Annotated in this window: 14 protein-coding genes and 2 pseudogenes; 5 read left to right on the plus strand and 11 right to left on the minus strand. The window is 73.0% G+C overall.

Annotation, left to right across the window (positions count from 1 at the left end):
• Positions 1–17: 17 nt before the first annotated feature.
• Both IEZ04_RS29525 and IEZ04_RS29530 read right to left on the minus strand, forming a co-directional pair.
• Complete coding sequence (locus IEZ04_RS29525) at positions 18–371, minus strand: nuclear transport factor 2 family protein (protein ID WP_189220044.1); 354 nt, start codon at positions 369–371, stop codon at positions 18–20.
• 42 nt (positions 372–413) lie between these two features.
• Positions 414–1,262 carry an SDR family oxidoreductase gene (locus IEZ04_RS29530; protein WP_189220045.1) on the minus strand — a complete coding sequence of 283 codons (849 nt, stop codon included), beginning with the start codon at positions 1,260–1,262 and terminating at the stop codon, positions 414–416.
• An 81-nt stretch (positions 1,263–1,343) separates the two neighbouring features.
• On the opposite strand from IEZ04_RS29530, the gene IEZ04_RS29535 reads away from it, so the two are divergent.
• Positions 1,344–2,147 (plus strand): MerR family transcriptional regulator, encoded by an 804-nt coding sequence (locus tag IEZ04_RS29535; protein ID WP_189220046.1) that lies wholly within the window; start codon positions 1,344–1,346, stop codon positions 2,145–2,147.
• A 291-nt stretch (positions 2,148–2,438) separates the two neighbouring features.
• Here the strand turns inward: IEZ04_RS29535 and IEZ04_RS29540 are convergent, their stop codons facing one another.
• Positions 2,439–3,158: a FadR/GntR family transcriptional regulator gene (locus IEZ04_RS29540; RefSeq protein WP_189220047.1), complete on the minus strand. Its 720-nt coding sequence runs from the start codon at positions 3,156–3,158 to the stop codon at positions 2,439–2,441.
• A 352-nt stretch (positions 3,159–3,510) separates the two neighbouring features.
• Here IEZ04_RS29540 and IEZ04_RS29545 point away from each other — a divergent pair, with 352 nt between their 5' ends.
• Positions 3,511–4,089 (plus strand): beta-galactosidase, encoded by a 579-nt coding sequence (locus IEZ04_RS29545; protein ID WP_189220048.1) that lies wholly within the window; start codon positions 3,511–3,513, stop codon positions 4,087–4,089.
• 243 nt (positions 4,090–4,332) lie between these two features.
• Positions 4,333–4,686, plus strand: a complete 354-nt coding sequence (locus IEZ04_RS29550; protein ID WP_189220049.1) for an antibiotic biosynthesis monooxygenase family protein — start codon at positions 4,333–4,335, stop codon at positions 4,684–4,686.
• A 403-nt stretch (positions 4,687–5,089) separates the two neighbouring features.
• On the opposite strand, the gene IEZ04_RS29555 is transcribed toward IEZ04_RS29550, so the two are convergent.
• Positions 5,090–5,482, minus strand: a complete 393-nt coding sequence (locus tag IEZ04_RS29555; protein ID WP_189220050.1) for a VOC family protein — start codon at positions 5,480–5,482, stop codon at positions 5,090–5,092.
• 82 nt (positions 5,483–5,564) lie between these two features.
• Between IEZ04_RS29555 and IEZ04_RS35260 the strand changes: the two are divergent.
• Positions 5,565–5,765 (plus strand): annotated as a pseudogene (locus IEZ04_RS35260) (LysR family transcriptional regulator); the annotation flags it as partial.
• Positions 5,766–6,158: 393 nt separating this feature from the next.
• On the opposite strand, the gene IEZ04_RS29560 reads toward IEZ04_RS35260, so the two are convergent.
• The 5 genes and pseudogenes from IEZ04_RS29560 to IEZ04_RS36280 form a co-directional block, all read right to left on the minus strand.
• Entirely contained in the window at positions 6,159–7,082 is a 924-nt protein-coding gene (locus IEZ04_RS29560) for an LLM class F420-dependent oxidoreductase (protein ID WP_189220051.1), read from the minus strand.
• A 190-nt stretch (positions 7,083–7,272) separates the two neighbouring features.
• Positions 7,273–8,361: an LLM class flavin-dependent oxidoreductase gene (locus IEZ04_RS29565; protein ID WP_189220052.1), complete on the minus strand. Its 1,089-nt coding sequence runs from the start codon at positions 8,359–8,361 to the stop codon at positions 7,273–7,275.
• Positions 8,362–8,801: 440 nt separating this feature from the next.
• Positions 8,802–8,963 carry a hypothetical protein gene (locus IEZ04_RS29570; RefSeq protein WP_189220053.1) on the minus strand — a complete coding sequence of 54 codons (162 nt, stop codon included), beginning with the start codon at positions 8,961–8,963 and terminating at the stop codon, positions 8,802–8,804.
• Between the two features lie 252 nt (positions 8,964–9,215).
• A pseudogene (locus IEZ04_RS35270) lies at positions 9,216–9,418 on the minus strand (GNAT family N-acetyltransferase); the annotation flags it as partial.
• A 65-nt stretch (positions 9,419–9,483) separates the two neighbouring features.
• Complete coding sequence (locus IEZ04_RS36280; protein ID WP_229821365.1) at positions 9,484–9,822, minus strand: hypothetical protein; 339 nt, start codon at positions 9,820–9,822, stop codon at positions 9,484–9,486.
• Positions 9,823–9,849: 27 nt separating this feature from the next.
• On the opposite strand from IEZ04_RS36280, the gene IEZ04_RS29580 reads away from it, so the two are divergent.
• Positions 9,850–10,365 carry an MmyB family transcriptional regulator gene (locus IEZ04_RS29580; protein WP_444545453.1) on the plus strand — a complete coding sequence of 172 codons (516 nt, stop codon included), beginning with the start codon at positions 9,850–9,852 and terminating at the stop codon, positions 10,363–10,365.
• A gap of 59 nt (positions 10,366–10,424) precedes the next feature.
• Here IEZ04_RS29580 and IEZ04_RS29585 read toward each other — a convergent pair whose 3' ends face one another.
• On the minus strand, positions 10,425–11,357 hold the full coding sequence (locus tag IEZ04_RS29585; protein ID WP_189220055.1) for a zinc-binding dehydrogenase: 933 nt from the start codon (positions 11,355–11,357) through the stop codon (positions 10,425–10,427).
• 198 nt (positions 11,358–11,555) lie between these two features.
• A partial coding sequence (locus IEZ04_RS29590; RefSeq protein WP_189220056.1) for a tetratricopeptide repeat protein occupies positions 11,556–12,768 on the minus strand: 1,213 nt, incomplete at its 5' end.

Raw genomic sequence — 12,768 nt, forward strand, 5'->3', positions numbered from 1 at the left:
TCCGGGTTCGGCAGCGGCTACGCGGGGCTGATGACGAGCGTGCCGATGTGTGCGTCGTCGATCGTGAAGCCGTATGCGAGGTCGGCGACGCCACCGGGGAAGTCTCCCTCGATGCGCTGGGTCACGTTCCAGTCATCCGTGCCGCGCCGGACGGCGGCGATGGGCGTGGTCGTGTAGGAGTACTCGGTCGAGGAGCGGCTGAGCCAGCCGCGGATCTCTTCGCGGCCGCGATACGTGCTGCCGTCGTCCACGACCACCGCGGCCGGGGTGAAACACGCGGCCGCTGCCGGAACATCGCTCCGGGCGTGTGCGTCGAGGTATGCCTGGACGGCATCTGGCAGGCGTCCGGTGCCGGTCGGGGTCGCAGTCATCTCTCTCCTTGTCACGTGGGAACTGCCGCCGGTGTGGCGGGCCTAGACGGTGGGGACGGTGCCGCCGTCGATCGTGTGCTCGGCGCCGGTGATGGCACCGGCCCGGTCGGAGACGAGGAAGGCGACCAGCTCGGCCACCTCCTCGGGGCGCGCGGGGCGGCCGAGGGGCACTCCGCCGAGGGACGACAGGACCTGCTCCCAGGCCGCTGCGCGGTCGATGGCCCGGGATTCGGCGATGCGGTCGGCGAGGGCCGTGGCCGCTTCGGTCTCGATCGCTCCCGGGGAGACGACGTTGACGCGCACTCCGTGCGGGGCCAGCTCACGGGCGAGTCCCTTGCTGTAGGTGGTCAGCGCCGCCTTGGCCGCGGCGTAGCCGAGCGTGGCGTCGAAGAGCGGCAGCCGGCGCTGGATGGACGAGACGTGGATGACGGCGCCGTGGCCGGCCCTGCGCATCGCCGGCAGCAGCGCGCGGTCCAGGCGGACCGCGGCCAGCAGGTTGAGGGCGAGCTCGTCCTGCCAGTGCTCCTCGGTCAGGGCGGCGAACCCTCCGGCGGGCGAGTGTGATCCGCCGAGGGTGTGCACGAGGACGTCGAGGGTGCCGAGCCGTTCGCGCACGGCGGTGACGACGGTGTCGACGCCCTCGGGCGTCGTCAGGTCGGCAGCGACGAAGGATCGCTCGTGGGACGCGTCCGCGGGCGCTGTGCGCGCGGTGGTGAGCACGGTGGCTCCGGCCGCGCGAAGACGTGCCGCGATCGCGGCGCCGGTGCCCCGGCCAGCGCCGGTGACGAGGGCGCGACGACCCTTGAGGTCGAGACGGGGATCGGTGGAAGGAGAAGGAAAAGGGGAGGGGGAGGGAGAGGGAGAGGGAGGGGTGGATGTCGTGCTGGTCATGTACGTGAGCGTGCGGCCTCCCGCGCCGGAAGGGTCAAGCTCCGCAACCCTCCCCCTGCGGGAGGGTGCACAGTAGGACCCGTGCTGACCATCGGAGAATTCGCGCAGATGACCCACCTGAGCGTCCGGACCCTGCGCCGCTACCACGAGGCGGGGCTGCTGGAACCGGCCCGGGTGGACCCGTCGAGCGGCTACCGGTACTACGACGCCGCCCAGATCCCCACCGCGCAGGTGATCTCGAAACTGCGGGAACTCGATGTGCCGCTCGCGGACGTCCGGCAGATCCTCCTGACCCAGGACCCGGCGGCGCGCGCGACACTCGTGACCGAACACCTCCAACGGCTGGAGGACCAGCTGGCGCGCACCCAGGCGGCCGTCGCCTCCCTGCACCGGCTGCTGCGCCCCGGGCCGGCCGGCGTCGCCGTCGAGCTGCGGCAGGTTCCCGCGCAGCTGGTGGCCACGGTGGAGGACACCGTCGCCCACACGGACGTGCTCGCCTGGTACGCGGGCGCGATGGCCGAACTGGACGCGGTCGTCCGCGAGACGGTGGGGCCTCCCGGCGGGCTCTACGACAACGCGCTGTTCACCCGAGGGCGGGGACACGTCTCCGTGCACGTCCCGATCGCCGCGCCCGTACCGGCCGTGGGACGGGTCCGCAGCACCGAGCTGCCGGGGGCGGAACTCGCGGTCGCCGTGCATGCGGGCGTCCACGACACGATCGACGTGACCTACGGCGAGCTCGGCAGGTGGGTGGCCGACCACACCCTCGCCGTGGCCGGGCCGGTCCGCGAGACCTATCTCCTCGGCCCGCGCGACACCCCGGTCGCGGCCCACTGGCGCACGGAGATCGGCTGGCCGGTGTTCCGCGTCACCGGCGCAGGGTGAACGGCCGCCGTTCGCCCGCCGCCGACGGACCGGGTCGCGTCCCGCGGCTTCCGCGCCACGCTCCGCCAGGGCACGACCGTGCCGGATCCTCGATCGACGGTCCAGGTGCCGTCCCCACCGCGCAGGTGTCCTCCCCCGGTGGCGACGGGGGCATCGGAGGTGTCGCCGCTCCGGGACGTGAGCGTCCTGGCGATCGGTGACTCGTTGCGGCGGTGCCCGTCGGGGCGGCCCCCGACCGGTATCGGCATCCCGCCGAAGCCGACGGCACCGACCGCCGGTCGCCGATGAGGCTCAGGACCGCAGCGCGACGTCCGGTGCGTGCGCGAGGTGGTCGAGGTCCGCGACCGCCTTCGCCAGCAGGTCGACCATGGCGCGTTCGGCGCGGTCGGGGTCCTGGTCGCGGACCGCGTCGAGCACCGCGCGGTGGCTGGGGACGGGGTCGTCGGCATCGCTGTGGGCGTGGACCATACGGTCGCGTTCCCGGAGACCGGGCTCCAGGAGCATGTCCATCCTCTTGAGCATCTCGTTGCCCGTGGCGGCGAGGAGCGCCCGGTGGAAGGCCGCGTCCGCCTCGGCGGCGGCCGCGGAGTCGACCTTCGCCCGCCCCATGTCCACGAGGGCGGCTTCGAGCGCGGACAGATCAGCGTCGGTACGGTGCAGCGCCGCCCGGTAGGCCGCGGCGGGTTCGATGATGGAGCGTACGTCGGCGAGGTCACGCAGCACCTGGGGACCGTCGCCCGTCTCCATGCGCCGGCGGATGACGTCGGCGTCGAGGAGATTCCAGTGGGCGCGTTCCCTGACGAAGGTGCCCCGCTTCTGACGTGCGTCGGTCAGCCCCTTGCTGGCCGGCACCTTGAGCGCCTCGCGCATGACGGTCAGGCTCACGTCCAGTTCGGCGCCGAGCGCACCGATGTCCAGGATCTCCCCCTCGGTGATCTCCCCTCCCACGATGCGCGCACCCAGTTTGTGTACGACCTGTCCGTGCACACCGCGACCGGAGTAGGACGCCATGCGGTTCTCCTCGACATAGGTGGCTGATGGGGCGTCGGGAGGTTCCGGGTCGAGCGTTGCCGACCCGGCCGGGGACCTGCCCCGGTGAGCTTCTCGCCCCGTGGTCAGCCAGTCCAGCGGTCAGCATTATCAACGAATACTTCTTGCCGGGAGGTAGGGGCGCCCTGACGATGAACCCACTTCACGAGCCCGTTACGCCCCAAGGAGCCGCCTGTCATGCTGCCGCTGCACACCCGAGACCTCCCCGTCCCGCTCCGGGGGCACCTGCCGATGGGCAGCCGCGGGCACCCCTCACCCCCTGGAGACCGACAGCCGCAGGCTCCAGCGGGGCACCGAGCCCTGGCTGCCGGTCATGGGGGAGTTCCACCTCAGCCGCTACCCGGCGGCCGACTGGCGCGAGGAGCTGCTGAAGATACGCGCCGGCGGGATCGACCTCGTGGCCACCTACCTGTTCTGGAACCACCACGAGGAGGAACGCGGCACCCTGCGGTTCGACGGCGGCCTGGACATCAGGCGCTTCACCGGACTCTGCGGCGAGCTGGGGCTGTACGTGGCGGTCAGGATCGGACCGTGGTCGCACGGCGAGTGCCGCAACGGCGGCTTCCCCGACTGGCTGCAGGAGACCGGGTGCGCCTCGCGCACCGACGACCCGGCGTACCTGGCGCTCGTGGAGCCGTACTACACGCGCATCTCCCACGAACTGCGCGGGCTGGGTCACGACGGCGGCGGCCCGGCCACGGTTGAATGGCCGAGCAGTGTCACCGGGCCGTCTGCCGTCTCCCGTATCTCGTCCGCGAGCTGTCGTGCGGCTGTCTCCACGGGCACCCGTGCGCGGCTGTCGGCCGCGGTGCGGTGCGGTGGGGCAGTTCCACCCCCCGAGGACGCGTACGGGCACGTCGGCCTCGGCGAGTTCCCTGGCCGGGTGACGTAGCTGACGGCGCCGCCGCCCGCGAAGGGGATGCACACCACGGTCGCTTCGGGACGCGGGACGTCGACGCCGGCCGCCGCGGTCAGGCCCACCAGGAGGGCACGGGGCGCGGCGTCCCCGTGGTCCAGAGACTCACCGATGCAACACCAGACCCCGTCGGGCACCTCGGTCATGTACCCGGTCCCGCATGTGTCCGCCCGGTGCAGACGCTGGAGCATCGGGTGTGGCCCGTCCTACGGTGGCGCCATGAGCGATCACTCGGAAGCGCCCGCCGCGCCCGTCGAGGCGTATGAACCCCCTTACTACGTGGCCGTCTTCACTACGGTGCGATCCCAGGAGCAGAGCGGCTACAGCGAGACCAACGCACGCATGGAGGAGCTGGTGAGGGACGTCCCCGGATTCCTGGGAATGGACCACGCGCAGACACCTGGCGGGCTGGGCATCACCGTCGGGTACTTCCGCGACGCCGATGCGCTCACGGAGTGGCGGAACAACGCCGAGCACCGCGCGGCGCAGAAACGCGGGCGAGCCGAGTGGTACGAGAGCTACACGCTGCATGTGGCGAAAGTCGAGCGGAGCCACGGCTTCAGGCGAGCGTAGGCAGGCGGACCTCCAGCACCACTGCGTACCTGCCGCTGCCCGGTCCCGTGCATGCTGATCCGTTGGCCGGCTTCGACGCGCCTCCGGTCGGAGGGGGTGAGGGGAACGAGGCGGGCAGCGGCCCGGCCGCCGGGCTCCGGAAAGGGCATGTCCTCGCCCCAGAGCCCGGCAATGCTCACCGCGGCGTCCCCGGTCGGTGAGAGGTTCCCGATGTCCCCCACAGGGCACAGCTCACGTGCCCGGAGATCGATGTCCTGTATCGCGCGTCCGGACGGAGCGTCAGCTCCGCCCTGACCATCCCGTTCCGGGGATGCCCGAACACGTACATCCAATGCCCCTGACGTGCTCGACGCGATCTCTTCGGGGTCCAAGCCGCGACGCCGGCACCCGGGCGGAGCAAGTGTCAGGCGTCCTGCGGATACCAGCGCAGTTCCACGGTGTTGCCGTCGGGGTCCAGCACATAGAGGGAGAGCGCGGTGCCCCGGGCGCCGAACCGTTCGCCGGGGCCGTCGACGACGGTGAAGGTCCCGGAGTCGATGACCTCCTGCCAGTCCAGGGGCTCGACCACCAGGCAGATGTGGTCGACGTTCGAGCTGCCCCCGGGTTTCTCGGCGGGCGCCTGGACCAGATCGATGATGGTGGTCGGGCTGACCCGCACGGACGGGAACGGCGCCTCGCCGGCCCGCCATTCCGCCACCCGTACGGGGGCCAGGCCCAGCGGTCCGGTGTAGAAGGCCAGTGAGCGCTCGATGTCGGCGACGTTGAGGACGAGATGGTCGAAGGCGATCACACGCATGGGGGTCTCCGCGGAAGTGGCCGGTCGGGGTGGGCGGGGCTGTCCCGCCGTCGCTCCGTTCAAGCGTCGCCGACTCCCGTCCATGAGTCCAACACATGCTCGTGACACCGCGATCCTCACCCGGGCCGCCGAGCGGTGTCACGTCGTCCCGTCCGCGCTCAGTCATCAAGTCGACCGGCCGAAAAGCGAGTTGGGTGTCCGGCCGGCGGAGCGGACCAGCCGTCGGGTGCGGCTGGCCGTAGCGGGGCATGCGTTCCTGCCGGCCGCCCGTCAGACGCTGGACGTGACCGGCGGCCGGTACTCGGCCGATGGCAGCGGGCGGGTGGACAGTCCGTGTACGTGCAGGGCAGGTCGGCCGCGCGGTTGCAGGGGGGCCGAACGGGGACCGCGCTGTGGCGGCCGTCTCCGCCGGTGGCCGCCACCTCCGCCCGGGCCCGCTCGGCCGCGCGCCGGCCAGGCCGGCGGGCGCCGCCCGGTCTGTGGCGAAGAGGTCGTGCGGGGAGCGGGTGTCGGTGGCGTTCCCGTGCTTGTCCAGGTCCGGGACGCGGTCGTCGGCTCCGCCCGCCGAGACCGGGGTGACGGTGGGGCGCAGGACGCACGGCCCCTCGACGCGCTCCCTGAACCGCACCGTCTTGAGGCGCTGCCTGAACCACACCGCCGTGCCGGCCGGTGGTCCTCAGTCCGCCAGCTCCCCCAGCAGTGCCCAGGTACGGCGCCGGTCGGCGTCCCCGGCGAGGTCCGTGCCCGCGAACACCACCTCCGTCGCCCCGGCGTCCCGGTAACGCCGCACCTCGGCGGCGACCGTCTCCTCGTCCCCGATCACGGCCACATCGGCGGCCCGTCGGCCACCGGACAGTTCCACCACCCGCGCGTAGGACGGGATCTGCTCGTAGAACGCGAGCTGCTCGGTGGCCCTCGTCCGCACCGAGTCGACGTCGTCCGTGACCACACCGTGGACCAGCGCGACGATCCGCGGCGCGGGGCGGCCCGCGGCCTCGGCCGCTGCGGTCACGGCCGGCACGATGTGCTCGGCCAGGGCGCGCGGCCCGGCGAGATAGGGCAGGATCCCGTCCGCCAGCTCCCCGCTGACCCGCAGGGCCCGCGGCCCCATCGCGGCCACCAGCAGCGGCACACCGGCCTCGGCACCCGGCACCCGTGCGGGCACCGGCGTGGCCGCGGTCAGCAGCTCACCGTGGAAGTCGGCCGCGCCGGTCTCGGTCAGCTGCCGCAGCGCGGTGAGGAACTCCCGCAGGCGGGCGACGGGCCGCTCGAAGGGGATGCCGAAGCCGCCCTCGGTCAGCAGCCTGGTGCCCAGTGCCAGTCCGAGGTGGTACCGGCCGTGCGTGGCCGCCTGCGCGGTCTGGGCCTGGCTGGAGACGAGCAGCGGGTGGCGTCCGAAGACGGGGATCGCGGAGGTGCCCACCTGCAGACCGGGCACCTCCCTCCCGACGACCGCCGCGAGCAAGGGGGAATCGGCGCCGAAGGTCTGCCCGAACCAGGCCGACCGCAGCCCCGCGGCCGCGGCCTCCCTGGCCAGCCGCACGCTGGCGTCGACCTGATTGGGCGAGTTGTCTGCGTGAAGAGCTACTCCTGTCGTCATGTGTTGGTACAGCAGTGGCGGACGGCCTCCCATTCCGGGCGGCCGGGTGGACCGGGGCGCCGAAGCAGCGGCTCCCTCGGTCATCGGGATCGTCACCGAGCCGGCCGTGGAACCCGGCGGCGAGTGATCGAGTCGTCGTGGTCCCGGTTGCCCCGGGCGGGCTTGGTCAGTTGCTCACGGGGGCGGTCCGTCAGGCGGCCGGTTCGCGGGGCGCGGACTCGCGCAGCCTGGGCAGGAGTTGGTCGCCGATGCGGACGATCTCCCGCTTGTACGGGGTGTCGGAGAGAACGAAGTGGGTGATGCCGAGCTTGCGGTAGTCGTGCAGCGCCGTGGCGACGTCGTCCGCGGAGCCGACGAGCCAGGTGGTGGCCGCTCCCCCGCCGCCGAACCGGCCGGGTGTGGTGTACAGGCAGGTGTCCAGCACCTCACCGCGCTCGGCCAGTTCGAGCAGCCGCCGCTGCCCGACCGCCGTTCTGCGGTTGCCGGTCCAGGTCAGCTCCTTCGCCCCGCCGGCCATCCGCGCCACCTTCTCCTCGGCGTCGTGCCACGCCTGCTCGGTGGTGTCGCGCACCAGCGTCGTGATCCGCAGCCCGAACTCCAGGGGCTTGTGCCGGCGCTCCGCCTTCTCGCTCAGTGCCTTGAGGCGGTCGATGCGCTCGGCGAGTCCGTCGAGCGGCTCGCCCCAGAAGAGCTGGACGTCCGCCTCGGCCGCCGCCACCCGCTCGGCCGCCTCGGACGCGCCGCCGAAGCAGAGCGTCGGGTGCGGCCGTTCGGCGGTGACGTACGGGCGCGGCGCGACGGTCGACCCGGTGACCTGGAAGTGCTCGCCGTGGAAGGTGACGTCCTCCTCGGTCCACAGGCGGCGCACCAGGCGCAGCCACTCCTGCGTGCGGGCGTAGCGTCCGGCGGGATCGACGTCGGTGTCGCCGTAGGCCGCCGGGTTGTCCAGGCCGCTGACGACGTTGACCAGGACGCGCCCGCGGCTGAGCTGGTCGAGGGTGGCCGCGGCGGACGCGAAGTGGGCGGGCTGCCAGTAGCCGGGCCGGGCCGCGATCAGCGGCTGGAACGTGGTGGTGCGCGCGGCCAGTGCGGTGGCGACGGTGAAGGTGTCCGGGCGGCCCCAGCCGGTGCCGAGCAGGGCGCCGCCCCAGCCGTGGGCCTCCGCCGCACGGGCCAGGTCGGTCGAGTACTCGATCGAGCCCCAGCCGGCGACGGTGTCGTCTCCGCGGTGGCCGGGTTCGACGGTGTTCGGGATGTACCAGAGGTATTGCTCGCTCATGTCGTGTCCGATCGCTGGGTGACCGTGACCCGACCGGTGGTGGCAGTCGCACACCGGCCGGTTCCCGGGGTGGTTGTCGGTGACTGTGTCGAGGGGGGTGGTGATGGAGGGCGGTGACGGCCGGGGGAGGGCGGTGGGTGGTGGGTGGTGGGTGGTGGGTGCCCGGCGCCCGGGTCAGCGGGGTGCGGGCAGAGCGGCCGGGTCCGGGGCTGCCGCCGCCCACGCCGGCCGGGCGGGGCGCACCTCGGCCGGCTGCGGAGGCACCACACGGCGCGACAGCGCGACAGCGCGACAGCGTGCCGGGCGGGTGGGCGCGGTGCGCGGGAAGTCACGGAGAGCACGCCGGCTCGGCGCAGCACGGTCCGCCGGGGCGGCACCGTGTGCCTGCGTGAACTCGGTGGAGGGCCGGCCGCGAAGTCAGCGCACGGCGGATCGTGGGTTCAACACTGTGCGCTGGGCACACGGACGAGGCCGACGCAGAGCTCACTGGTGAGGAGGTGCTGCGCGAGCACCGGCTCGTCGAAGCCGTAGCCCTCCGCCACCTGCGCGCGGACCTCCGGTGTGACGGTGTTGCGTTCGGCGGGGCCGAGAACGCGGATCACGCAGTGGGTGTCCTCAACACCGGGCGCTGGAAACCCTGAGCAGATCGACACAGCGCTCGCTGGTCAGCAAGGGGTCCTGGAGGCTCATGGGCACCGAGTCTGTGGTGGACCGGAGTTCCTTGTCAACCATGTCCCGGAGCGCGGCAGGCAGCGGGTTCCGCTTCGATGTGAACACATCGTGTCAGCCGCTCCGCACCTGCCGGTCACCCACGTGGGCGGCCCTACAGTGGGTCGATGACCGGTCGATCACGAAAGGCCGGGGCGCCGCCCGGGTGTCTCGGGCACCGCGCGCCCGAGCTCGTCACGCGGCCGAGGGCCACCGAGGCAGGTGCGCACCTCCGGCCAGGCGAACAGCTCGACGAGCGCCGCAGATCCCGGGCCTCGGACTCGCGGAGCAGGGGCCGCTCCGTCCGGATCGGCGCGGGTGGCCAGGCGACGGGGCCGAGCTCGGTCATACCGGCCGACCTGAGGGCCGTCCCCCGTCGCAGCCTCAGGTCTGGTGACGGTGACCGCCGATCCGCTACGCCGAACCGGAATCGAGGGCGGGTCGAGGCGCCATCTCCCGCAGGCCGGCGTCGAGGCCGATGCGTGGCCGGTAGCCGAGGTCGGTGCGGGCGGCGGTGATGTCGTAGGAGCGGTCGCGGCCCACGGCGGCGACCGTCCAGTTGGTGACCGGAGGCGGAGTGCGCCTGTGGAGCAGGCGTGCGCCGCCGTCCATGAGGGCGGCGATCGGCGCCACGACAGCCCGCGGGACGCTCCGGGCGGCGCTGACGTCGACCCACCTGTTCCACCTCGCCGGCCACCGGTCACCGCCGGCCGACGAGCCGGCCCAGCCGGCCCGCGCCGGCCTCGTGCGCATGCTGGACCGCTCACCGACACGGCCGCGGTGGTGCTGTCCGACCTGGGGGAGGTCCTCGCCCAGAACCGGGCGTCCCTGCTGCTGATGAGCGACCGGACCGCATTCACCGGCGACCGGCGCTATCTCGTGTACCGCTGGTTCCCCGATCCCGCTGTCCGCGCCACGCACCCGCCCGAGCAGCACGAACGCCACGCCCGCGAACTCGTGGCCGACCTGCGCTCGGCTGCCGGCCGGCGCTCCGGCGATCCGGCCGTCGCCGTGTTCGTCGCACGGTTGCAGGCGGTGAGCTGCGGCTTCCGCCGGATGTGGGCCGAGCACGAGGTGGCAGTCGAACGAACGGATCGCAAGACCGTGATCCACCCGCAGGTGGGCCGCCTGGTCCTGGACTGCGAGACGCTCGTCGGACTCGACCGCCAGCAGCGACTGATGGTGCTCACCCCCGCCGACCACGAGAGCCGCGAACGCCTGGAACTGCTCCAGGTGCTCGGCCTCCAGGAATTCGCTCCGGACACGGGCCGACGGGACGACGTCCTCGGACGGTGACGTCGCCGACCGTCGGTTCCACGACGCCGGCGCAGGGTCGCCGGCGTCGAAGCGCCCGGTCACCGGAGATCGAGGACGGCTTTGCCGTGGAGGCGGCGGCCGAGCAGGACCTGTACCGCCTCGGAGTGGCGGGTCCAGGGCCCGCGCCAGCTGATGCCCGGATCGAGGCGGCCCGCGGCGATCTCACCGGCCAGCCAGGTCAGGTCCGCGGAGAAGTCCGTGGCGGGGTCGCCGAAGAGGAAGAAGGTGCGGATCGACCGGTCGTGCCGCCCGCCGTTGCCCAGGAGGGCGTCCGCTGGAAGCACCGTGTCGGCCGCCGAGGAACGGCCCACGCTGACGAGGGTGCCGCCGGCCGACAGGGAGGCGAAGGCGTCGACGAGGTGCTGTCCGCCGACGTTGTCGAGAACGGCCGACACGGGCTGCCGCACGGCGGCCGGCCCGGGGTGGACCTCGTGGGCGCCCAGGGCCCGCAGTCCGTCCGCCCGGGCGGGGTTCCGGCTGACGGCGACGACGTGCGCACCCGCCCGGGCAGCCAGTTGGACGGCGTAGCGGCCGACGCCGCCGGAAGCGCCGGTGACCATCACGCGTCGGCCGAGCAGCGGTCCCGCCCGGCGCAGCACGTGCAGGGCGGTCAGCCCGGCCACGGGGATGGTGCTCAGTGCGCCGGGATCGGTGTCCCGTGGTGCGGTGCCGAGCATCGAGGCGGGTACGGCCCGGAGTTCGGCCCAGCCGGACTCGCCGAGCGTGACCACCCTGTCCCCCTCCGCCGGGCCCGATCCGTCGGCGGCCCCCCGGACGACCACGCCGGCCGCGTCCCAGCCGAGCACGGTGCCGTCCGGTGTCTCCGGACGGGTCGCCTCGTGCACCTCACCGAAGTTCAGCGAGATCGCCTCGACCCGCACGAGCGCCTCGTGGGCGGCGGGCCGCGGAGCCGGAACGTCCGTCAGTGACAGATGTCCGGGCGAGGTGTGGTCGACGACGAGTGCGCGCACGGGAGGACTCCCCTCATGTGGCGCCACGGTGTGGCGCTTGCTCAGCCGCACGGCCGACCCGCGCCCGGACCACCGCCGCCCTCGGGCGGTCCGGCCGCGAGTGCGGTAGGCGGGCGTCGGCCTGAGGGAGTCGCGGGCGTCGGACTCTACGGCGTACCTACTACCCCGCCGCCTTCGGCTCCGTCAACGCCCGGTGCTTCAGGTGGGCCGCTCCTTCTTCTCCGGGGTGCCCGGGGTGACCGTCTCATGGGCGAGGGCGGTCAGCTGGGCGTGCACGGCCGTGGCTTCGGGGACACCGAGGCTCGTGTAGAGGTGCAGGGCGTTCTCCCAGTGACGGCGGGCGCGTTCCAGGTCGCCCATGGTGTGACGGGTGACGGCGATGCCCCGGTGAGCGCGTGCCTGTTCGTACCGTTCCCCGACCTGTTCGGCCAGGGCCAGCGCGTCGGCGTGCCGGGCACCGGCCATCACGGCCTGGCCACTTGCCCGGAGGGCTTCGCCCAGGCCGTTGAGCGCCTCGGCCTCCGCGGTGCGGTGGCCGAGCTGCCGGGCCAGGTCGTGACTCTGCCGGTGGCACTCCACGGCCCGCTGGTGGTCCCCCCGGCTGCAATGGACGAGACCCAGGTGGGTCAGCGCGTAGGCCTTGCACAGGACATCGCCCAGACGCTCGGAGAGGTCCAGCGCCCGGTGCTCGTACTCCGCGGCCCGCTTGTCGTCCCCCTGGCGCAGGCAGATCAGGCCCAGGACGGTCCATGTCTTGCTCTGGCTTCTCCGGTCACCCAACTGCTCGAAGACGTCCAGGGCCTTGCGGAGATGCTCCGCGGCCTGCCGGTACTCCCCCTGCCGCCAGAGGACCAGGCCGGCGCTGAACAGTGCGTAGGCTCGGCCGGGACGGTCGTCGACCTGGTGGAAGCGGTTCAGGGCCGAACGGTGGTGCTCCAGAGCGTTCTGGTAGCAGCCACGGCGCCAGTGGACGAAACCCAGGTTGGTCAGTAGATAGGCCTCGCTGTGGACGTCGTCGCTGTCACGGGCGGCGCGGCAGGCATGGCCATGCAGGGTCAGGATCTCGGTGTAGCGCCCACCCGCGGCCAGGAAGGTGAAGAGTGTGGTGGCCAAGGTGATGGCATGCGCCTGCCAGCCGTGCTCGGTGGCGTGGGCGCAGACGGCGACCAGGTTGGCGCGCTCGGCGCCCAGCCAGGTCCGCGCGGCCTCCGGATCACCGACCGGCGGAGCGGGCGCGACCTGTCTGATGCGAAGGAGTCGGGGCCGCCTGTCCACCGAGAGCAGTCCCAGGGTGGTGGTGGCGGCGGTGGTGGTGGCCAGGTAGTGGTCGAACAGGCGGGTCAGCGCGGCGTGCCGGTCGGGTTCGGGGTCGGTGGTGGCGGTCAGTTCGGCGGCGTAGGCGCGCAGCAGG

The organism is Streptomyces ruber (assembly GCF_014648075.1).
GTDB lineage: Bacteria > Actinomycetota > Actinomycetes > Streptomycetales > Streptomycetaceae > Streptomyces > Streptomyces ruber.